Origin of the sequence: Pseudomonas sp. P7779 (assembly GCF_013386315.1) — a bacterium.
In the GTDB taxonomy this organism is placed as follows: Bacteria; Pseudomonadota; Gammaproteobacteria; order Pseudomonadales; family Pseudomonadaceae; genus Aquipseudomonas.
Genome location: NZ_JACARZ010000005.1, coordinates 189,807 through 208,939, shown reverse-complemented (window position 1 = coordinate 208,939; position 19,133 = coordinate 189,807). Strand labels below are relative to the sequence as shown.

Below are 19,133 nucleotides of genomic sequence, written 5' to 3'. Positions count from 1 at the left end.
CTCACTCATAGACGGACCTGTCCTTCGTAAACGCGGGTGGCCGGGCCGGTCATTTTCACCGGTTGGCCAGGGCCTGCCCATTCGATGGACAGACGTCCGCCGGGCAGGTCGATCAGCAGTGGCGAATCCATCCACCCCTGGCTGATCGCGGCTACGGCAGCGGCGCAGGCACCGGTACCGCAAGCCTGGGTTTCGCCGGCACCGCGTTCCCAGACGCGCAACTGCGCACGGGAACGGTCGATGACCTGCAGGAAGCCCACATTGACCCGCGCGGGAAAGCGCGGGTGGTTTTCGATCTTCGGCCCCAGTTCGTGAACCGGTGCGCTGTTGATGTCATCGACCCGCAGCACGGCATGGGGGTTGCCCATGGACACGGCAGCCAGGTTGACGGTCTTGCCGTCCACATCCACCGCATAGCTCAGGGCTTGCTCGGTGGCCTGGAACGGAATGTCCGCCGGCACCAGCCGTGGCGCGCCCATGTTGACGCCGATCTGGCCGTCGCTGCGAATATCCAGCTCGATGATGCCGCTTTTGGTCTCGACGCGAATCTGCCGCTTGGCGGTCAGGCGCTTGTCCAGGACAAAACGGGCGAAACAGCGGGCACCATTGCCGCACTGTTCCACTTCGGAGCCATCGGAGTTGAAGATCCGGTAACGGAAATCCACTTCCGGGTTACTCGGCGCTTCCACCAGCAACAATTGGTCGAAGCCGACACCGGTGTGCCGGTCGCCCCACAGCTTGGCGTGCTTGGGCAGGATGTGCGCGTGCTGGCTGACCAGGTCGAGGACCATGAAGTCATTGCCCAGCCCGTGCATCTTGGTAAAACGCAGCAACATGACCTTACTCCGGCAGCAGGCTTTCGCCAGCAAACAACTCGGCTACCGTCTCGCGGCGACGCACTTCAAACGCTTGATCACCGTCCACCAGCACCTCGGCGGTACGCCCGCGGGTGTTGTAGTTGGAGCTCATGACAAACCCATAGGCACCGGCCGAATGCACGGCCAGCAGGTCGCCTTCTTCCAGGGCCAGCTGACGTTCCTTGGCCAGGAAGTCGCCGGTCTCGCAGATCGGGCCGACGATATCGTAGCTGCGGCCTTCGCCTGCGCGTGGCTTGACGGCCGTCACATTCATCCAGGCCTGGTACAGCGCCGGACGGATCAGGTCGTTCATCGCCGCGTCGACGATGGCGAAATCCTTGTGCTCGGTGTGCTTGAGGTACTCGACCTGGGTCAGCAGCAGGCCGGCGTTGGCGACGATGTAGCGGCCCGGCTCGAACATCAGCGTCAGGTCGCGGCCTTCGAGGCGCTCGCGCACGGCCTTGATGTAGTCGGACACCAGCGGCGGCTCTTCATCGCGATAACGCACACCCACGCCGCCACCGAGGTCGATGTGGTGCAGGTAGATGCCGCACTCGCCGAGGCGGTCGACCAGCGCCAGCAGGCGGTCGAGGGCGTCGAGGAACGGTGGCAGGCTGGTCAGTTGCGAGCCGATATGGCAGTCGACACCCAAGACTTCCAGGTTCGGCAACTGCGCGGCGCGGATGTACACGTCCTCGGCGTCGGCAATGGCGATGCCGAACTTGTTCTCTTTGAGACCGGTGGAAATGTACGGGTGAGTGCCGGCGTCGACGTCCGGGTTGACCCGCAGGGAGATCGGCGCGCGAACGCCCATCTCGGCGGCCACCACTTGCAGGCGCTCCAGCTCGTCGGTGGATTCGACGTTGAAGCAGTGCACGCCAACTTCCAGGGCGCGGCGCATGTCTTCGCGGCTCTTGCCGACACCGGAGAACACAATTTTGTCAGCCTTGCCGCCGGCGGCCAGTACACGCTCAAGCTCGCCCCGGGACACGATGTCGAAACCGGCGCCCAGGCGCGCCAGGACATTGAGTACACCCAGGTTGGAGTTGGCTTTTACGGCGAAGCACACCAGGCTCGGCGTGCCTTCCAGCGCATCGGCAAAGGAGCGGTATTGCGCTTCGATGTGGGCACGGGAGTACACGTAGGTCGGGGTACCAAAGCGCTCGGCGATGGCGGACAGCGCGACACCTTCCGCGAACAGCTCGCCGTCCCGGTAGTTAAAAGCGTCCATGATGTTCCCTTAGTAGGTGTCGTGCTTGTGCGCTTTGGTTTGCGACGATTGCGCCTGTTCATTCGGGTCTTTGCTGTCATCGGGCAGATACAGCGGGCCTTTTTGACCACAGGCACTAACGAGGCAAGCGACCGCGACGAGCGCAGCAAGGGAAGAGATCAGGCGCTTCATGGCGAAATCCTTGAATATGCATTAATTGCGCCCGAGTATACCGACCACCCGCCGGATTGCCTATGCGCCGAAATACCCGTCCGGCGGGGCTTTGCCGAGTTTGTTGCGATTGTGCTTACACCAATCGAGGATAATTCACACGGCTGTGGGTAATGAAATCGGTATCCTTTGCAATCATGATGGCGCGTCCGTATTGTGCGGCGCTTGAGCGAGACCAGACACTTTTCGAGGTTCCCACAATGAGTTTGACCGAAGCGCGTTTTCACGACCTGGTGGATGCGACCCAGCAAGCGCTGGAGGATATTTTCGACGACAGCGGTCTGGATGTGGACCTGGAGAACTCGGCCGGTGTGCTCACCGTCAAGTTTGAAAATGGCACCCAATTGATTTTCAGCCGCCAGGAGCCCCTGCGTCAGCTATGGCTGGCGGCGCGTTCCGGTGGTTTTCACTTCGATTACGATGAAGAAGAAAAACGCTGGACCCACGACACCACCGATGAGCTGCTGAGCGAAATGCTCGCGCGCCTCACCCAGGAACAAGCCGGCGTCGAGCTGGACTTCGACGAGATCTGATCGTGACGCAGCCCGTTCCCGTACGCCCGCCCAAGCCGCTGTTCAGCAATGTCAGCCCGGCGGTGCCGTCACCTTGTATCAGTTTATGTCGGCTGGATGAGCACAAAGTCTGCCTCGGTTGCTTCCGTCATGTGGAAGACATCCGCGAATGGCGCTCTGCCGACGATGCGCGACGCCGCGTGATCGTCGCCCAGGCCGAGCAGCGCAGGACCTGCGCCTGAGGCCGTCTTGTTTATTTATTGTGCTGTGGTAGTGTCCGGATACACCTCAACTCATCGAGGTCCGTGAGAACCCCGCCTTTTCCTGGCGGGGTTTTGCTTTTTTGTGCAGAAAAAAGGAGTCTGCCTGAATCATGACCGCACCTTCCATCATCCTCACCCGTCTTGACGTGCAGCGTCTTGAGCAACTGATCGACCGTGTCGGCGAGGCGTCGCCGGGCGTTGAAGCCCTGCAACACGAACTCGACCGCGCCGAAGAAGTGGTTGGCCACGATGAAGTGCCTGCATCTGTCGTGACCATGAACTCCAGCGTGCATTGCCGTGAACAAGGCAGTGGCAAGGACTATCACCTGACCCTGGTCTACCCCAAGGACGCGAACGCCGACGAAGGCAAAATCTCGATCCTGGCGCCGGTGGGCAGTGCATTGCTGGGCCTGCAAGTCGGCCAGCACATCGACTGGCCAGCACCGGGTGGCAAGACCCTCAAGCTTGAATTGCTCGGCGTCGAAGGCCAGCCGAAAGACGGTGGCGCCTTTCCTCTCTAAACCTGGTTCAGCGCTTCATTGAGCGCCAGTTCCAGATCAGCCTTGTAGCGCAGGTACAGATTGCTCGGGCTTTGAACATCACCGAGCAGGCCGGACAGGTCCAGATCGGTGATGTAGCAGCGGTAACGCTCGGCTTCCCGGCGTTGCCCGACGATTTGCTGGGCGACCACCGCAAACAGTTGGTCGCCAAATTCCAGCTCGGAAAACTCCCGTTGATTGCAGTACAAGGTGATCCCCACCTGGCCCGGTGCTGCCTTGCCGATAATCGCCTGCACGTCGTAGAACGGCTTGTTGGCCGGGGTTTGCGGCGCTGGGCGCGGTTCTGCCCGACGTGCGCGGCCGCTGCCTGACGGCAGCAACTGGTAATACAGGATTTGCACCGCGCCGAAGGGCTGTTGCGGATCCAGCGGCAGCAGCGCGTCGCGGCGATAAATGATCGACTGCAGGAAGCGCTGCAACGGCACCAACAGGCTTTGCTCGTCGTGGAACGGCAGGCGCTGCTGCCAGAGCGCGTTGAACTCATCCAGCACGTACAGCTCGGCAACTCCGTCGTTGATCCGGTAGAACACCTGCACACAGTCGGGCAGGCCCATGGGCAGCAGCAGCGCCAGGTCGTGGTCTTCCAGGGCCATGGTGTCCAGGTGCAGCGGGCTGTAGCTGGCCAGTTCCTCACTGAGGTAGGCGATCAGCGCGTCCTGGGTCGCCAGTGACACATGGTTGGCCTGGCCGGGTGTCAGCTCCATCACGTGGTAGTGCTGCTGCACCTGCACCAGGTAGCGATGGTTTTCCTGGCCCAGCAGCAGGTTTTGCGCAGTGTCGAAGATTTCTTCCACGCGCTGGGCAATGAACTGCGCGCGGTTGTGGCAGAAACAGCGCACCCGCAAGCGCGGCAAGTGATTGGGCGGTAGCTGATTGAGGTAGTCGCGCAGGCAATCGAGCAGCGCGTGGGGGCCGTCATAGCGGCTGACCATCACCTCGTTCCAACTGTTGAGCGTGACCTGGTCCAGGGTCAGCACCAGGTTTTCCCGTACGCCCGCGTAACTCAGGGAGTCGGTGCGCTCGGTGGTCATCAGGATGTTCAAGTCCCGGTGATGCTTGAGCGGGTCGACGCCGACGTTGATCAGCAGCAGCACTTCCTCGGGCACTGCCGAGCGCAGCAGGCGGTCTTCATCGACGCTGGCCAGGGGCAGGACGACAGTTTGTTGCAGGCTGCCCAGCAGGTTGAACAGCTCGAATTCGGTCATGTCACTGCTGCCGGGATGCAGCGCCAGGCGGGTACTGCTGTCGATCACGCCGTTGCGGTGGCACCAGGTGAGCATTTCCAGCAAATCGCGGCTGCGCTTGATCGGCGCGAAGTGTTCCCATTCCAGGGCGGTCAGGCTGCCGTTGTACAAGCCCCAATGATGCTGGCCGGGCTCTTTGCGGTTGGGCGACTGCACCAGGGTCAGGGTGTCTTCGGCAAGGTCGGGCGCAATGCCGGGGTTGATGAACTCGACCTTGCCGGCCTTGCGCTCGAAGGCGGCGTACAGGCGCCGGCCCAGCACATTGAGGTCGCGCTTGTTGATCAGGCTGACGGTCTGTTCGGTGCGGGCAAACTGGGTCAGGAAGCGATAGCTGTAGTTCAGCTCGTTGACCAGCGCCCGGCGTTCGGAGGCCACCTGGCGGACTTTCCATTGGCTGCGGCTGTCCAGCAGGGCCAGTTGGCGCTGGTCCCAACCCCATTCGCTGGCCAGGCGCTCCAGCAACAAACGCTGCCACCCGGTGCGCTGGCCCGCGCTGAGCTTGCGGTTGACCTTCAGGTACAGGCTGCGCCGCACCAGTTCCAGGCGTTCCGGCTCATTACGGGCCTTGAGGTACTCCTCGATCCGGCGGTAGACGACGATGTACGGGTCCAGCTCGTCCAGGTCCAGCTGATTGGCAAACACAGCGCGCTTGAAGCGCAGGCTCAGGCACTGCACCTTCGGGTGCTCGCTGGCGTAGACCTCGGTCAGCAGGAGTTTCAGTACTGATTTGTAGGGCGATTCGATGCCCTTGAACAACTGCCACAAGCCGGCACCGATAAATTCACCCGGCGGGATGTGCGCCAGGTGGCCCAGGTCGAGGGTTTCATCGGCGCGAATAAAGCGTTTGGAAATCAGCGCGTGGGTGAAGTCGGCATAGCGGGTTTCTTCGTACACCGGCACCAGCCACCAGATCGGCGTGCGCCCGGCCAGCCAGATGGCGGTGCGGTAGAACTCGTCCAGCAGCAGGTAATGCTGGCTGGTGCCGCAGTCTTCTGAACTCAGTTGGCTGTCGCGCTCGCCCTGGATAAACCGCGTCGGCTCGATCAGGAAGAAGTGCGCCTCGGCGCCCATGCTCAGGGCCCAGGTTTCGAGCAGTTGGCATTTCTTGCGCAACTCGGCCAGCTCGTTCTCGCTGAGATCGGCCGCATGGCAGACCCACACGTCCATATCACTTTGATCGGCCTGGGCCAGGGTGCCCAGGCTGCCCATCAGGAACAGGCCATGAATCGGCCGCGGTGGGTTGCCGTGGCGGGGCTTGTAGGAAAACGTGCGGGTCAGGCGCTGGGCCTCGGCCAAGGCTTGCGCGTCGGGTTCAAAATTCGACAGGCCGGCCGGCGTGCTGCCCGACACATAGCCCGGCAACAGCGGGTGATTTACGTGGAAAAACAGCGGCAGCAGGGTCAATACGCTTTGCTGGCGTGGTGTCAGTCCTTCGACGGCCCGGGCCATGCGGCCTTCGTTCAGGGCCAGAAACCGCGCGCGTAACTGGGCCAGCACCTTGCGGTCGATGCCTTCGTCCAGGTCGGGGCGGATTTCGTGGGTGCGGGTCATGTCGAACTCGGTGGCTCGCAGGGCCCGACGTGGGCGGCCGTGTGGGAGTTTACAGCCAGTAGCGTAGGAGGTTTAGAGGGAATTTGTTTTTGACGCCGGAATTTTATCCCGGGCGCGGGAATGCCCGCGGAATCCGTGAAAAGAGGATCCCGTGGGCGATACGAGGTGTCAGGCGGCTTCTTTGGCGGTCGTCAGAATAGTCAGCAGGCTTTGTGCGTGTTCGGCAGCGTCCCGGCCGAGGCTGGTGAGGTAACCACCGTCTGGCTGGTCGATCAGGTCTTTATCAAACAGGCGCAGGGCGGCGGCAATGGCAGTGGGAGCGGCAGTCTGATGAACTTTCAGACCTTCCTGGGAGCTGCCCAGGTTGAAGAGTGCAAGGATTTCCAGTTCGGCAACCAACTCAGGGGTATACGACATAAGGACTCCAGACTTTCTAGGAATTTTTAGACGTTAGCAGCCATAAGGTGAACGCACTTGGGCGAGCTGTCCAGTCGGAACTCATGCGGTGTTGATGTGGGGCAGGATTGTGGCCAGCAAGAGTTTGCTGGCCAGCGCGGTGTGAGGCTTATTGCTTCTCGGGCGGCAGCTCCGGCAGCGCACGCAACGCAGTTTCATACCATTCGGTATTGAAGGCGCGATCTTCTTCGAGCAGCGCGTCAATTTCGATGGCGAGGACGTGGGCCATCATTTGCAGGATGTCTTCGCGCTCGTAGCCCACCAGGGTCAGCTTGTTGAACGTGGCCTTGGCGGCGGGCGGGTTGTCGCTTTCGATCTGGTTCTCGATCGCTTCAATCAAGGTGGTCTCGGCGAACTCTTCTTCGTCGTTGTCGATATCGGTTGGCTCGCTCATGGCAGGCTCCTGGAGGAAAGGGCGCCAGTCTACCCCCATTCACTCGGCTGATGCTGCTGGCCAGGCGCGGCCTCCCGATCTATAACCACTGCTGCCAACCCCGTACACGGCCTGGAGGCTTTGTGATGCTCAAGCTTTATGGATTTTCGGTCAGCAACTACTACAACATGGTCAAACTGGCGCTGCTGGAGAAAGGGCTGCCCTTCGAAGAGGTGCCGTTCTACGCAGGCCAGACCCCTGAAGCCTTGGCCGTGAGCCCGCGGGGCAAGGTGCCGGTGCTGGGTGTCGAGCAAGGGTTTATCAACGAAACCAGCGTGATCCTCGAATACCTCGAACAGACCCAGGGCGGACGATCGCTGCTGCCGAGCGAGCCGTTCCAGCGCGCCCAGGTGCTGGCGTTGTGCAGGGAAATCGAGCTGTACATCGAGTTGCCGGCCCGGGCGTGTTTTGCCGAGGCGTTTTTCGGAATGCCGGTGCCGGAGGCGATCAAGGAAAAGTCCAGGGCGGAGTTATTGCTGGGGATCGCATCGCTGGGGCGGCACGGGAAGTTTGCGCCGTATGTGGCAGGAGACAGCTTCACGATTGCGGATTTGTATTTTGTGTACAGCGTGGACCTGGCCTGTGCCGTGGCCGGGAAGCTGTTCGGGCTGGATCTGTTGGCTGAGTTGCCGAAGGCCAAGGCGTTGCTGGAGCGCTTGCAGGCGCTGCCGAATGCCCAGCGGGTGGCGGCGGACAAGGAAGCGGCGATGCCGGCGTTTATGGCGATGGTTGCTGCCAAGAAATAGATCTTGGGTGTTTGTGATGAGGCTTTCGCGAGCAAGCCCGCTCCCACATTTGACCGAGTTCCACCTTTGGAATGCAGTCGAATGTGGGAGCGGGCTTGCTCGCGAAGCTTTTAGCGGCTGGCGAGCAATGCCTGACCGCGAACCACGGCAGCCTTCACCTGCGCCGGCGCAGTCCCGCCGACATGGTTACGGGCATTCACCGAGCCTTCCAGGGTCAGCACCGCAAACACGTCCTGCTCGATCTGGTCGCTGAACTGGCGCAGTTCTTCCAGGCTCATTTCCGCCAGGTCCTTGCCGGTGTCCACGCCGTACTTCACGGCATGCCCGACGATCTCGTGGCAGTCGCGGAACGGCAGGCCACGGCGTACCAGGTAGTCCGCCAGGTCGGTGGCGGTGGAGAAACCGCGCAGGGCCGCTTCACGCATGATGGCGTGCTTGGGCTTGATCGCCGGGATCATGTCGGCAAAGGCACGCAGCGAGTCGCGCAGGGTATCGGCGGCGTCGAACAGCGGTTCCTTGTCTTCCTGGTTGTCCTTGTTGTAGGCCAGCGGTTGGCCTTTCATCAGGGTCAACAGGCCCATCAGCGCACCGAATACACGGCCGCTCTTGCCGCGTACCAGCTCCGGCACGTCGGGGTTTTTCTTTTGCGGCATGATCGAGCTGCCGGTGCAGAAGCGGTCCGGCAGGTCAATGAACTGGAATTGCGCGCTGGTCCACAGCACCAGCTCTTCGGAGAAGCGCGACAAGTGCATCATCGCAATGCTGGCCGCGGCGCAGAATTCGATGGCGAAGTCACGGTCCGACACGCCGTCCAGGGAGTTGCCGCCCACGGCGTCGAAACCCAGCAGCTGCGCGGTGTATTCGCGGTCGATCGGGTAGGTGGTGCCAGCCAGTGCAGCGCTGCCCAGAGGCATGCGGTTGGCGCGCTTGCGGCAGTCCACCAGGCGCTCGTAGTCGCGGCTGAGCATTTCGAACCAGGCCAGCAGGTGGTGGCCGAACGTCACAGGCTGTGCGGTCTGCAGGTGGGTGAAGCCGGGCATGATGGTGCCGGACTCACGCTCTGCCTGCTCCAGCAGGCCTTTTTGCAGGCGGGTGATTTCTGCCAGGATCAGGTCGATCTCGTCCCGCAGCCACAGGCGGATATCGGTAGCCACCTGGTCGTTACGGCTGCGACCGGTGTGCAGTTTCTTGCCGGTCACACCGATGCGGTCGGTGAGGCGGGCCTCGATGTTCATGTGCACGTCTTCCAGGTCGACGCGCCAGTCGAAGGTACCGGCTTCGATCTCGCCACGGATGGTGGTCAGGCCGTCGATGATGCTGTCGCGCTCGGCGTCGGTCAGCACGCCGACCTTGGCCAGCATCGTGGCGTGGGCGATCGAGCCCATGATGTCGTGGCGGTAGAGGCGCTGGTCGAAAGTGACGGAGGCGGTGAAGCGCGCGACGAAGGCGTCGACGGGTTCACTGAAGCGGCCGCCCCAGGACTGGTTGGTCTTGTCGGTGCTCATGGATTCGCTCGTGATCTGCTGGAAAGAGGGCATGAAAGTGTGGCGCCGATAATAACAGGGTTGCCCCCGGAGGCGACGATGCCGGGGCGGGGCATTTTTATTTGTTTCCAAGATGGCTAAGTGCCTTGCCCCCGGACTCGCGCAGGACGAGACTGGAGCCAGGACTGATCGGGGGGGAGACTTGCGGTCCTTGGTCAAACAAAGCGTGTTTATTGAAACGATATTTGACGATTGAGCAATATCGTCTTCGCCAGCGTCTACAGTTGCACTGATAGAGCTTCGCGCTGACGGAAGGTGCACTGCACCAATGCCGGGCGATGAGGTCGAACTCCAGGCTATCCATTAGAGAGGGGGTGTTCGTATTGTGTATCAGCAAACCCTACGACGATGCCCGAAGGCAGCAGGCTTTGGGCGCGATTGAACAGGTCCGGGTAAATATTGGTGCCACTCTCGGGGCACTTTTTGCCGCTCGCGCTAGTCTTAGCGTGGATCGCCGTGACGGAAGTCACCGCACCTGTCTACGCTATCCTTGTGCGAGACTCACGCAGGAATCCAGCGCAATATGAATGTCCTGATCGTTGATGACGAACCCCAAGCCCGCGAGCGACTGAGCCGTTTGGTCAGTGAACTCGAGGGTTACAATGTCCTTGAGCCGAGCGCCACCAGTGGCGAGGAAGCCTTGGCCCTTATTGACAGCCTCAAGCCGGACGTCGTGTTGCTCGACATCCGCATGCCGGGCCTTGATGGCTTGCAGGTGGCTGCCCGCCTGAGCGAGCGAGAATCGCCGCCTTCGGTGGTGCTGTGCGCCTCCCAGGATGAGTTCTCTTCCGAGGCCCTGGATGCCAGTGGCGCCAGTTTCCTGGTCAAGCCGATCAATGCCGATGCGTTGCTTCGCGCCTTGAAAAAGGCCGAGCGTCCCAATCGTGTCCAACTGGCAGCCTTGACCCAGCCCGCAGCCCAGGGCGGCAATGGGCCACGCAGCCATATCAGCGCCCGTACCCGCAAGGGCATCGAGTTGATTCCTCTGGACCAGGTGGTCTACTTCATCGCCGATCACAAGTACGTGACCTTGCGTCACGAGGCTGGTGAAGTGCTGCTCGATGAGCCACTCAAGGCGCTGGAAGACGAATTTGGCGACCGCTTTGTGCGCATCCACCGCAATGCGCTGGTGGCACGGGAGCGCATCGAGCGCCTGCAGCGCACGCCGCTTGGGCATTTTCAGCTGTTCCTGAAGGGCCTCAACGGTGACGCGTTGATCGTCAGCCGGCGCCATGTCGCCGGTGTGCGCAAGATGATGCAGCAGCTTTAGCCCGAGGGCTGACGCGAGCTTCACCGCCCATATCCCGGTGCGACGCGGCCAGGGAGGCCCCGCACTTGCTGATTCAAATCAAAGCGCATTTGCCTGAGCTGTTATTATCTGCCGTATCTATTCAGTACGGATTGATCCATGTCCTCTCGCGAAATCCGCATCGCCACCCGTAAAAGCGCCCTGGCCTTATGGCAGGCCGAATACGTCAAAGCACGCCTTGAGCAGGCTCATCCTGGCCTGAAGGTGTCCCTGGTGCCCATGGTCAGTCGCGGCGACAAGCTGCTTGATTCGCCATTGTCGAAAATCGGCGGCAAGGGCCTGTTCGTCAAGGAACTGGAAACCGCTCTGCTGGAGAACGAAGCCGACATCGCCGTGCATTCTATGAAAGATGTGCCCATGGACTTCCCCGAAGGCCTGGGCCTTTTTTGCATCTGCGAGCGCGAAGACCCCCGCGATGCCTTCGTTTCCAATACCTACGCCTCCCTGGATGAGCTGCCGCTGGGCAGCGTCGTCGGCACCTCCAGCCTGCGTCGCCAGGCGCAGTTGCTGACCCGCCGCCCGGACCTGCAAATCCGCTTCCTGCGGGGCAACGTCAATACTCGCCTGGCCAAGCTCGACGCCGGTGAATATGACGCGATCATTCTCGCGGCAGCCGGCTTGATCCGCTTGGGCTTTGAAGACCGCATCACCTCGGCCATCAGCGTCGAAGACAGCTTGCCGGCCGGCGGGCAGGGCGCTGTGGGCATTGAATGCCGCACCGCCGACAGCGAAATTCATGCGCTGCTCAAGCCGCTGGATCACCAGGACACCGAAATTCGCGTCACCGCCGAACGTGCCCTGAACAAGCACCTCAATGGTGGCTGCCAGGTACCGATCGCTTGTTACGCCGTGCTTGAGGGCGAGAACCTCTGGCTGCGTGGCCTGGTGGGCGACCCGAGTGGTGGGTTGTTGCTCACCGCAGAGATTCGCGGGCCGCAAAGCGAGGCCACCAGCCTGGGTATCAAGGTCGCCGAGGAACTGCTGGAAAAAGGCGCCGGTGCCATTCTGCAAGCGGTGTACGGCGAGGCCGGGCCGCAGTGATGCAATGGCGTGTGCTGCTGACGCGGCCTGCCGAGGAGTCGGCGGCCCTGGCGGCGACGTTATCCGAAGAAGGTGTTTTCAGCAGCAGCCTGCCGTTGCTGGAGGTTGAAGCGCTGCCTGTCACGCCTGAACAACAGACTGTTTTTCGCGAGCTGGACCGCTATTGCGCGGTGATCGTGGTGAGCAAGCCGGCCGCGCGCCTGGGCTTGCAGTTGTTGGCTCAACACTGGCCGCAACCGCCGGCGTTACCGTGGTTCAGTGTCGGCGCTGCTACGGCGCAGGTGTTGGCCGAGCATGGCCTTGATGTCAGTTATCCCCACGACGGCGACGACAGTGAAGCCTTGCTTGAACTGGTCGCCTTGCGCGAGGCTATCTCGAAGCCCTGCGCCCGGGTGCTGATCCTGCGGGGCGAGGGCGGGCGAGAGCTGCTGGCTGAGCGTTTACGCGAGCAAGGTGCTAGTGTCGACTATCTGGAGTTGTATCGCCGTTTCCTGCCGGACTACGACCATGCAACGCTGACCCAGCGCATAAACGTGGAACGCTTGAACGGCGTGGTGGTCAGCAGTGGGCAGGGTTTTTTACACCTGCAAGCGCTGGCCGGTACAGATTGGCCCCAGGTGGCACAGCTGCCGTTGTTCGTGCCCAGCCCGCGAGTCGCCGAGATGGCGCGTGCCGCTGGCGCGCAAGAAGTTGTGGATTGTCGTGGCGCCAGTGCCGCGGCTTTGTTAGTGGCGTTACGGAGTGTTTCCGTTCCCACTCTCTAATACGCAAAGGATGGATACGTGAGCGAAACAGCCTTGCCTAAAGATGAAGCTCAGCCCGCGCTTGATGCGCCTGTTGAGACACCGGTCACCACCGCCCCGCGCCGTGGCAACGGCCTGGCCATCGTGGCCTTGTTGCTCGGCGCCGCCGGCGTTGCCGCCGGTGGCTGGGGGATCTGGCAGGTCCGCGCACTGCAGGCGAGCAGCCAGCAACAGCTGGGCCAAGTGCAAACCCTGGACGACCAATCCCAGAGCCTCAAGCAGAGCCAGCAGCAGCTGTCGGCCCGTCTGGGGCAACTGCCCGGCGCCGATGAGCTGGAAGAGCGTCGCCGGCTGGTGGCGCAATTGCAGGGTGATCAACAACGCCTGAGCCAGCGCCTGGAAACCGTGCTGGGGGCCAGCCGCCAGGACTGGCGCCTGGCCGAGGCCGAGCACTTGATCCGCCTGGCCAGCCTGCGTCTTTCCGCCTTGCAGGACATCAACAGTGCCCAGGCACTGGTCCAGGGCGCTGACGAAATCCTCCGCGAACAAAGTGACCCTGGCTCCTACGCCGCCCGTGAGCAGTTGGCCAAGAGCCTCGCCGCGTTGCGCAATATCGAACAGCCCGACCGTACCGGGCTGTACCTGCAACTGGCGGCATTGCGCGATCAGGTCGTGCAGTTGGCGGCCATCGCGCCGGAATACCAACTCCCTGAAGCGGCCAATGATGGGCGTCCGACCACCGACACGGACAGCCGTTGGAGTCAGTGGTGGGCGCAGATCTCGCGGTATTTCCGCATCGACTTCAATCCTGATGACAACATTCGCCCGCTCCTGGCAGGGCAAGGCCTGAACCAGGTGCGCCTGGCCCTGAGCCTTGCGCTGGAGCAGGCGCAATGGGCGGCGCTCAACGGCGAGCCGGCGGTGTACAGCCGATCCCTGGGCGAGGCTCGCAGCGTGTTGCAGGACAACTTCAATCAAGACAACCCGCAAAGCAAAGCCATGCTGGCCCGTATTGCCGAGCTTGAGCCCAAGGCCGTCTCGGTGGTCACGCCGGACCTGGCCGCGAGCCTGGCTGCCGTGCAGGCTTACCTTGACCGTCGCCACCTGTCTGCCGAGGAAGCCAAGGCTTCCGCTGGCAAGCCGGCGACCCAGGAGTAAAGCCGATGAAGCGCTTCTATGTGATCCTGGTGCTGGCGATTGCGATCGCCCTGGCACTGGCCGTGGGCATTTCGAAACATACCGGCTACGTGCTGATTACCTATCCCCATGTGCTGCATTACGAGTCCGGGCTGTGGTCGACGCTGGTGGCGTTGTTTGCCATCGGCCTGGTGATCTATTTGGCCAGGGTGCTGGTGGGCCTGGTGCTGACCTCGGGTGGCGTGGTCAATCCGTGGTCGCGGCGCAACCGCAGCCGTCGGGTCCAGGTTGCCATCGAGCAGGGCCAGATGGACCTCGCCGAAGGGCGCTGGGCCAGTGCCGAGCGTCACTTGCACCGTGCGGCCGAAGCCGAACGCCAGCCATTGCTCTACTACCTCGGCGCCGCCCGTGCGGCCAACGAACAGGGCCGTTATGAGGAAGCGGATGGCCTGCTGGAACGCGCGCTTGAGCGCCAGCCCCAGGCCGAACTGGCGGTAGCCTTGAGCCATGCGCAGTTGCAGATGGACCGCGGTGACACCGATGGCGCCCTGGTCACCCTGCAGGCCATGCATGAGCGTCATCCGCATAACGTCCAGGTATTGCGCCAACTGCAGCGGCTGTATCAACAGCGTGGCGATTGGTCTTCGGTAATCCGGCTGTTGCCGGAGTTGCGCAAGGACAAGGTGTTGCCGCCTGCCGAGTTGGCCGACCTGGAGCGACGCGCCTGGGGCGAGAACCTGACCCTGGCTGCCCAGCGCGAAGAGCAGGGCGAGGCCGGGCAGCAATCCTTGGAGCTGGCCTGGCAACAACTGACTTCGGCCCAGCGCCAGGAGCCGCAACTGGTGCTGGCGTACGCCGAACAACTGCGCCAGTTGGGCGCGGACGCCAAGGCCGAAGAAGTGCTGCGCGGTGCCCTCAAGCGCGAGTACGACAGTCATCTGATCCGGCTCTACGGGCTGCTGCGTGGCAGCGATCCGGCGAAGCAGTTGAAGTTCGCCGAAGGCTGGCTCAAGGACCATCCAGGCGATGCCAGCCTGCTGCTGACCCTGGGGCGCCTGTGCCTGCAAAACAGCTTGTGGGGTAAGGCGCGGGATTACCTTGAAAGCAGCCTGCAGGTGCAGCGCAACCCTGAGGCCTGCGCCGAGCTGGCACGCCTGCTGGCGCAGTTGGGCGACACCGAGCGCAGCAACCAGTTGTTCCAGGAAGGCCTGGGCTTGCTGGACAAGCGTTTGCTGGCGTCACCGTTGCCGGTGCCGGCACGGGTTTGAAGTAGGAAACATAGTAAGGGTTGCCTCAGAATTGTCTGGTGGCCAACCCTTCAATAACGCCCAATAGCTGTAGTCAATACGGCTTGTAGTAAACTCCTACGTAGACGCGCGTTTAATCGCTCGCCTTCTGACGGGATATCCCTACGCTCTCGCGGAATCGTCTGCTCTGGCGCGTATTGAAAGGGGTAAGGTCTTTCCTCTACCGTAACTACCTATCTCTTGCGTTGCGGATAAACAATGTCTTTGGCCCCCTCACGCTCCCTGTTCCTCCTGGCGTTCCTGGCTGGTGCGCTGACGCTGGGCGCGTCCTTTTACCTGGAATACGCCGCGTTTTTGCGGCCTTGTTTCCTGTGCCAGGTGCAACGAATTCTTGTGGCTGCCTTCACGCTGATCAATCTCGTGGCGGCGATTCATGGGCCGAAGCGGTCCGGGATCTACCTGTATTGGGCGGCGAGCATGGGGTGTGCAGTGCTGGGCGCCATTACCGCCGTACGCCAGGTGCTGCTGCAAAATACGCCGCCGGAACAGTTGCCTGCCTGTTGGCCCGGCCTTCAATCCATGATCGAGAACCTGTCGCTGAGAGAGACGTTGGCCTTGATCTTCAAGGGCACCGTCGACTGCGTGGAAATCAACTGGACGCTGTTCGACTTGAGTATTCCCGAGTGGAGCCTGCTGTTCTTCGTAGCGATGCTGATCCTTGGCATCGCGCAGTTCTCGCGGTTGCTGCTGAGCCAGCGTTTTGGCCTTGCACGGCACTGACAGGTAACCGCAGGTTGTAGGAAGGGATTAAACACTTGTATGAACTTTCTCTCCTGCGTACCTTGATGACATAGTCGTGCGGGCATAATCTGGCCCGCACGCGTTATTGAAACAGACTGTTCGATGCACCTTTGCCCGGTTGCCGCTTTAACCTTGAAGTGTTGCGCGGGCAGCGTGCGGCGCCCCTATAGGGAAGAGAGATCATCATGCTGGAAAGTTGTCAGAATGCTCAGGAACGCTGGGGTGGGGTGCACAAACTGATCGATGGTTGGTTGAAAGCGCGTCACGAACTGGTTCGGGCCTTTGATGCTCTCGGTGCCAAGCCCGAAGCGCTCAGCGAGAACCGCAAGCCGTTGCAGGAATTCTGCGGCGTATTGGTGGACTACGTATCGGCGGGGCACTTCGGTGTCTACGAGCAGTTGACCAAAGAGGCCGAGGCTTTCGACGATCAACGTGGCCTCGATTTGGCGGAGACGATTTACCCGCGCATCGATGTCATCACCGAGAAGCTGCTGGCGTTCAACGACCTGTGTGATGCCGGCCAGTGCGTTGCAGAAAAATTCAAAGAGCTGGGTGGTTTGCTTCACGAGCGTTTCGAGCTGGAAGATTGCCTGATCGAAGTGCTGCACAACGCTCACAAGGAAGAGTTGACGGCTAAGGCCTGACTCCCCCCGGCACAAGAAAACGGTGCGCATTGCGCACCGTTTTTCGTTTGGGCTCAGGCGCCCGCCTTGAGCAATTCGATCTCGAATACCAGCGGCGTATAAGGCGGGATCAGTTCGCCTGCGCCATCAGCGCCATAGGCTTGGTCGGATGGAATCACCAAGCGCCACTTCGCGCCCACCGGCATCTGTTGCAACGCACTGCGCCAGCCACTGATCACACTGTCCAGGCGAAACCACTGAGGTTGTGTGCTCTTGTCGAAGACGGTCCCGTCGGGTAACCGCCCAACATAATTCACTTGCACGCGATCATCGGCCGCCGGTTTCTTCCCGCTGCCAGGGGTCAGTTCGGTCAGCAGGATGCCGTCTGCCAATTCACGCACACCACTTTTGGATTTCTCACTGGCTAAAAATTGTTGCTCGGCAGCGAGTGCCTTTTCACTTTGTGGTGCTCGATTGTCCGGCGCGTTTTGTGCTTCGTGCTGGGCAAGGATCTGTTCGATGCGTGTGTCGTCCAGGGCCAGTGGCTTACCTTGATAGGCCTGTTTGAGTCCGTCGATCAGCGCCTCTACCTGCAACCCAGGCATCTCCTGGCGCAGGCGCTCACCCAGGCTCGCGCCCAGGCTGTAGGCCAGGTCGTGGTCATCTTTGGAGGGGGATTTCTCGCTTGCGTTGGCCACGCAAAGCACCACGCTCAACACTAAAAAAAGGTAACGCGACATGGGCGTTCTCCAGCCGAAAGTGCGATGGATTATGCCAGTGTGAATGCTTAAAAAGTGGCGTGGATTTTCGTTATATCAATAAGAATTTTCGTGCGGTGCAACGCAAGCCAATCGATACTGTCAACATGCCCTAGCGGCGGTAAGAGCAGAGGGCTAGTATGAGCCGCACCCACGTCAGCCAGGAGGTAAACCATGTCGGCCAAACAGAAGCCTGTAAATACCCCGTTGCATTTGCTCCAACAACTTTCGGGCAGCCTGCTCGAACATTTGGAAAGCGCCTGTTCACAAGCCTTGGCTGATGCTGAGAAGTTGCTCGCCAAGCTTGAAAAACAACGCGGCAAGGCTCAGGAAAAACTGCACAAATCCCGCACCAAACTGCAAGGCGCAGCGACCGCTGGCAAAGCCAAGGCACAAGCCAAGGCCAAGGACGCCGTCAAAGAACTTGAGGACTTGCTCGACGCCCTCAAGGATCGTCAATCCGAAACCCGCACCTACATTTCCCAACTCAAGCGTGATGCTTCCGAGAGCCTGAAATTGGCCCAGGGTGTTGGTCGTGTGAAGGAAGCTGTAGGCAAAGTGCTGAGCACCCGTGCTCCGGCTAAAGCTGTTGCAGCCAGCGCGGCGAAAAAACCAGCCAGCAAGGCCGTCGCTGCCAAGGCACCTGCAAAAGCTGCGGCCAAGCCTGCAGCAAAAGCACCGGCTAAATCGGCTGCCAAACCGGCGGCTAAAACTGCTGCTGCAAAACCAGCTGCCAAGCCAGCCGCTAAAACTGCTGCTGCGAAACCAGCTGCCAAGCCAGCGGCTAAAACTGCTGCTGCGAAACCAGCCGCGAAGCCAGCTGCTAAAACTGCTGCTGCGAAACCAGCTACCAAGCCAGCCGCTAAAACTGCTGCTGCGAAACCAGCCGCGAAGCCAGCTGCTAAAACTGCTGCTGCGAAACCAGCTACCAAGGCAGCCGCTAAACCTGCTGCTGCGAAACCAGCCGCGAAGCCAGCTGCTAAAACCGCTGCTGCGAAACCAGCTGCGAAACCAGCCGCTAAACCTGCTGCTGCAAAACCTGCCGCGAAGCCAGCTGCTAAAACTGCTGCTGCAAAACCAGCTGCGAAGCCAGCCACTAAACCAGCTGCTGCAAAACCAGCTGCGAAGCCAGCCGCTAAACCTGCTGCTGCAAAACCAGCTGCCAAGCCGGCCGCTAAACCTGCTGCAGCAAAACCAGCTGCCAAGCCGGCCGCCAAACCTGCTGCTGCCAAACCAGCACCAGCCAAACCAGCTACTCCAGCTGCGAAGCCTGCGACCCCGGCTGCACCTGCTGCCAGCACCACAGCGCCAACCGCTCCGGCCAGCAGCACGCCTGCACCGGCAGCGCCAAGCGTCACCCCAACCAGCGCTTCCTAAGTGCCGGTAACCGCGGCGCGCAGTTGATGCAGCGCGTCGTGGTCAAGGTTGGCGGCTTCGGCCGCCAGTCCTTCAACCCATGCTTGATGATTCACCTCGGCCATCGGCCAATGCTGCGCCACACCTTCCAGGCGTGATAGCAGCAGCCTTTCTGCATCCAATTCCAAAGCCTTGACCCGCTCCCGTAACGCTCCCAGCTCAGCATCCTGCTGCGCCATGGCCCGCCATTGCGTGCGTACTTGCCGCAGCGGCCCTACCACCTCCGCCTGCCACGGCCCGGCGATCTGCCGCAGTGCCTGCAAGCGCGACGTTTCCGGCGCCACACCCCGCTGCTCCAGCCACAACCCGCACAACACCAGGCACACATCAGCCCCTTGCGCCTGCAAGCGCAGGCACGCGTCCTCGACGCCCGGGCGGGCGTAAGTCGAGAGGGCAAAGCTCCACAGGTCAGCGCACATATTCACACCCAAGCCAGCGGCCAACGAAGCTG

The 19,133-nt window shown here is 61.4% G+C and carries 21 protein-coding genes; 12 read left to right on the top strand and 9 right to left on the bottom strand.

The annotated features are described in order from the left end of the window. Nucleotides 1-5: 5 nt before the first annotated feature. The 3 genes from dapF to HX869_RS02595 are packed head-to-tail and all read right to left on the bottom strand — an operon-like array spanning nucleotide 6 to nucleotide 2,259. The gene (gene dapF / locus HX869_RS02605) at nucleotides 6-836 is read right to left on the bottom strand and encodes a diaminopimelate epimerase (RefSeq protein WP_177050320.1); all 831 of its coding nucleotides are present in this window, start codon (nucleotides 834-836) and stop codon (nucleotides 6-8) included. Between the two features lie 4 nt (nucleotides 837-840). Continuing rightward, entirely contained in the window at nucleotides 841-2,088 is a 1,248-nt protein-coding gene (lysA, locus tag HX869_RS02600) for a diaminopimelate decarboxylase (protein ID WP_008439346.1), read from the bottom strand. Between the two features lie 9 nt (nucleotides 2,089-2,097). Beyond that, nucleotides 2,098-2,259 (bottom strand): lipoprotein, encoded by a 162-nt coding sequence (locus HX869_RS02595; protein WP_003208801.1) that lies wholly within the window; start codon nucleotides 2,257-2,259, stop codon nucleotides 2,098-2,100. A 239-nt stretch (nucleotides 2,260-2,498) separates the two neighbouring features. On the opposite strand from HX869_RS02595, the gene cyaY reads away from it, so the two are divergent. The 3 genes from cyaY (at nucleotide 2,499) to rnk (ending at nucleotide 3,594) form a co-directional block, all read left to right on the top strand. Further along, nucleotides 2,499-2,831 (top strand): iron donor protein CyaY, encoded by a 333-nt coding sequence (gene cyaY, locus HX869_RS02590; RefSeq protein WP_003208803.1) that lies wholly within the window; start codon nucleotides 2,499-2,501, stop codon nucleotides 2,829-2,831. A 2-nt stretch (nucleotides 2,832-2,833) separates the two neighbouring features. Beyond that, a complete protein-coding gene (locus HX869_RS02585; protein WP_003208805.1) occupies nucleotides 2,834-3,052 on the top strand; it encodes a DUF1289 domain-containing protein in 219 nt (72 codons plus the stop codon). A gap of 131 nt (nucleotides 3,053-3,183) precedes the next feature. Then, nucleotides 3,184-3,594 carry a nucleoside diphosphate kinase regulator gene (gene rnk, locus HX869_RS02580; RefSeq protein ID WP_003208808.1) on the top strand — a complete coding sequence of 137 codons (411 nt, stop codon included), beginning with the start codon at nucleotides 3,184-3,186 and terminating at the stop codon, nucleotides 3,592-3,594. On the opposite strand, the gene HX869_RS02575 is transcribed toward rnk, so the two are convergent. The 3 genes from HX869_RS02575 to HX869_RS02565 all read right to left on the bottom strand — a co-directional run bounded on the left by HX869_RS02575 (nucleotide 3,591) and on the right by HX869_RS02565 (nucleotide 7,278). Further along, nucleotides 3,591-6,428, bottom strand: a complete 2,838-nt coding sequence (locus HX869_RS02575) for a class I adenylate cyclase (RefSeq protein ID WP_008439344.1) — start codon at nucleotides 6,426-6,428, stop codon at nucleotides 3,591-3,593. The genes rnk and HX869_RS02575 overlap by 4 nt on opposite strands. Before the next feature lie 168 nt (nucleotides 6,429-6,596). Further along, nucleotides 6,597-6,845 (bottom strand): TIGR02647 family protein, encoded by a 249-nt coding sequence (locus HX869_RS02570; protein WP_178902706.1) that lies wholly within the window; start codon nucleotides 6,843-6,845, stop codon nucleotides 6,597-6,599. Nucleotides 6,846-6,993: 148 nt separating this feature from the next. After that, nucleotides 6,994-7,278 carry a hypothetical protein gene (locus HX869_RS02565; protein WP_003208814.1) on the bottom strand — a complete coding sequence of 95 codons (285 nt, stop codon included), beginning with the start codon at nucleotides 7,276-7,278 and terminating at the stop codon, nucleotides 6,994-6,996. A 125-nt stretch (nucleotides 7,279-7,403) separates the two neighbouring features. Between HX869_RS02565 and HX869_RS02560 the strand changes: the two genes are divergently transcribed. Beyond that, a complete protein-coding gene (locus tag HX869_RS02560) occupies nucleotides 7,404-8,063 on the top strand; it encodes a glutathione S-transferase family protein (protein ID WP_177022377.1) in 660 nt (219 codons plus the stop codon). Nucleotides 8,064-8,173: 110 nt separating this feature from the next. Here HX869_RS02560 and argH read toward each other — a convergent pair whose 3' ends face one another. Next, nucleotides 8,174-9,568 carry an argininosuccinate lyase gene (gene argH / locus HX869_RS02555; RefSeq protein WP_008439335.1) on the bottom strand — a complete coding sequence of 465 codons (1,395 nt, stop codon included), beginning with the start codon at nucleotides 9,566-9,568 and terminating at the stop codon, nucleotides 8,174-8,176. 562 nt (nucleotides 9,569-10,130) lie between these two features. On the opposite strand from argH, the gene HX869_RS02550 reads away from it, so the two are divergent. From HX869_RS02550 to rsd, 7 genes are all read left to right on the top strand, one after another. Further along, nucleotides 10,131-10,877, top strand: coding sequence for a LytTR family DNA-binding domain-containing protein (locus HX869_RS02550; protein ID WP_003208820.1), 747 nt, complete (start codon nucleotides 10,131-10,133; stop codon nucleotides 10,875-10,877). 138 nt (nucleotides 10,878-11,015) lie between these two features. Further along, entirely contained in the window at nucleotides 11,016-11,957 is a 942-nt protein-coding gene (gene hemC / locus HX869_RS02545; RefSeq protein ID WP_008439333.1) for a hydroxymethylbilane synthase, read from the top strand. Beyond that, nucleotides 11,954-12,721, top strand: a complete 768-nt coding sequence (locus tag HX869_RS31485) for a uroporphyrinogen-III synthase (RefSeq protein WP_372865038.1) — start codon at nucleotides 11,954-11,956, stop codon at nucleotides 12,719-12,721. The genes hemC and HX869_RS31485 overlap by 4 nt, the downstream gene beginning before the upstream one ends. An 18-nt stretch (nucleotides 12,722-12,739) precedes the next feature. Then, nucleotides 12,740-13,858, top strand: a complete 1,119-nt coding sequence (locus HX869_RS31480; RefSeq protein WP_003208826.1) for a uroporphyrinogen-III C-methyltransferase — start codon at nucleotides 12,740-12,742, stop codon at nucleotides 13,856-13,858. A gap of 5 nt (nucleotides 13,859-13,863) precedes the next feature. Further along, nucleotides 13,864-15,105 (top strand): heme biosynthesis protein HemY, encoded by a 1,242-nt coding sequence (locus HX869_RS02535; protein ID WP_177116596.1) that lies wholly within the window; start codon nucleotides 13,864-13,866, stop codon nucleotides 15,103-15,105. Nucleotides 15,106-15,342: 237 nt separating this feature from the next. After that, entirely contained in the window at nucleotides 15,343-15,864 is a 522-nt protein-coding gene (locus HX869_RS02530; RefSeq protein WP_102604071.1) for a disulfide bond formation protein B, read from the top strand. Between the two features lie 206 nt (nucleotides 15,865-16,070). Further along, a complete protein-coding gene (gene rsd, locus HX869_RS02525) occupies nucleotides 16,071-16,529 on the top strand; it encodes a sigma D regulator (protein WP_102604072.1) in 459 nt (152 codons plus the stop codon). A 53-nt stretch (nucleotides 16,530-16,582) separates the two neighbouring features. Here the strand turns inward: rsd and HX869_RS02520 are convergent, their stop codons facing one another. Continuing rightward, nucleotides 16,583-17,248, bottom strand: a complete 666-nt coding sequence (locus tag HX869_RS02520) for an FKBP-type peptidyl-prolyl cis-trans isomerase (RefSeq protein WP_008439319.1) — start codon at nucleotides 17,246-17,248, stop codon at nucleotides 16,583-16,585. A gap of 192 nt (nucleotides 17,249-17,440) precedes the next feature. On the opposite strand from HX869_RS02520, the gene HX869_RS02515 reads away from it, so the two are divergent. Next, on the top strand, nucleotides 17,441-18,643 hold the full coding sequence (locus tag HX869_RS02515; RefSeq protein ID WP_178902705.1) for an AlgP family protein: 1,203 nt from the start codon (nucleotides 17,441-17,443) through the stop codon (nucleotides 18,641-18,643). On the opposite strand, the gene HX869_RS02510 is transcribed toward HX869_RS02515, so the two are convergent. Continuing rightward, nucleotides 18,640-19,101: a TIGR02444 family protein gene (locus HX869_RS02510; RefSeq protein WP_178902704.1), complete on the bottom strand. Its 462-nt coding sequence runs from the start codon at nucleotides 19,099-19,101 to the stop codon at nucleotides 18,640-18,642. The genes HX869_RS02515 and HX869_RS02510 overlap by 4 nt on opposite strands. Nucleotides 19,102-19,133 lie beyond the last annotated feature (32 nt).

Bases quoted from the DNA above. Each gene is read 5' to 3' on its own strand.
- HX869_RS02575 (WP_008439344.1), bottom strand. From the start codon at position 6,428: ATGACCCGCACCCACGAAATCCGCCCCGACCTGGACGAAGGCATCGAC.
- HX869_RS02560 (WP_177022377.1), top strand. From the start codon at position 7,404: ATGCTCAAGCTTTATGGATTTTCGGTCAGCAACTACTACAACATGGTC.
- HX869_RS02515 (WP_178902705.1), top strand. From the start codon at position 17,441: ATGTCGGCCAAACAGAAGCCTGTAAATACCCCGTTGCATTTGCTCCAA.
- rsd (WP_102604072.1), top strand. From the start codon at position 16,071: ATGCTGGAAAGTTGTCAGAATGCTCAGGAACGCTGGGGTGGGGTGCAC.
- HX869_RS02595 (WP_003208801.1), bottom strand. From the start codon at position 2,259: ATGAAGCGCCTGATCTCTTCCCTTGCTGCGCTCGTCGCGGTCGCTTGC.
- argH (WP_008439335.1), bottom strand. From the start codon at position 9,568: ATGAGCACCGACAAGACCAACCAGTCCTGGGGCGGCCGCTTCAGTGAA.
- HX869_RS02530 (WP_102604071.1), top strand. From the start codon at position 15,343: ATGTCTTTGGCCCCCTCACGCTCCCTGTTCCTCCTGGCGTTCCTGGCT.
- HX869_RS02535 (WP_177116596.1), top strand. From the start codon at position 13,864: ATGAAGCGCTTCTATGTGATCCTGGTGCTGGCGATTGCGATCGCCCTG.
- hemC (WP_008439333.1), top strand. From the start codon at position 11,016: ATGTCCTCTCGCGAAATCCGCATCGCCACCCGTAAAAGCGCCCTGGCC.
- cyaY (WP_003208803.1), top strand. From the start codon at position 2,499: ATGAGTTTGACCGAAGCGCGTTTTCACGACCTGGTGGATGCGACCCAG.
- rnk (WP_003208808.1), top strand. From the start codon at position 3,184: ATGACCGCACCTTCCATCATCCTCACCCGTCTTGACGTGCAGCGTCTT.
- lysA (WP_008439346.1), bottom strand. From the start codon at position 2,088: ATGGACGCTTTTAACTACCGGGACGGCGAGCTGTTCGCGGAAGGTGTC.
- HX869_RS02520 (WP_008439319.1), bottom strand. From the start codon at position 17,248: ATGTCGCGTTACCTTTTTTTAGTGTTGAGCGTGGTGCTTTGCGTGGCC.
- HX869_RS02550 (WP_003208820.1), top strand. From the start codon at position 10,131: ATGAATGTCCTGATCGTTGATGACGAACCCCAAGCCCGCGAGCGACTG.
- HX869_RS02510 (WP_178902704.1), bottom strand. From the start codon at position 19,101: ATGTGCGCTGACCTGTGGAGCTTTGCCCTCTCGACTTACGCCCGCCCG.
- dapF (WP_177050320.1), bottom strand. From the start codon at position 836: ATGTTGCTGCGTTTTACCAAGATGCACGGGCTGGGCAATGACTTCATG.
- HX869_RS02570 (WP_178902706.1), bottom strand. From the start codon at position 6,845: ATGTCGTATACCCCTGAGTTGGTTGCCGAACTGGAAATCCTTGCACTC.
- HX869_RS02565 (WP_003208814.1), bottom strand. From the start codon at position 7,278: ATGAGCGAGCCAACCGATATCGACAACGACGAAGAAGAGTTCGCCGAG.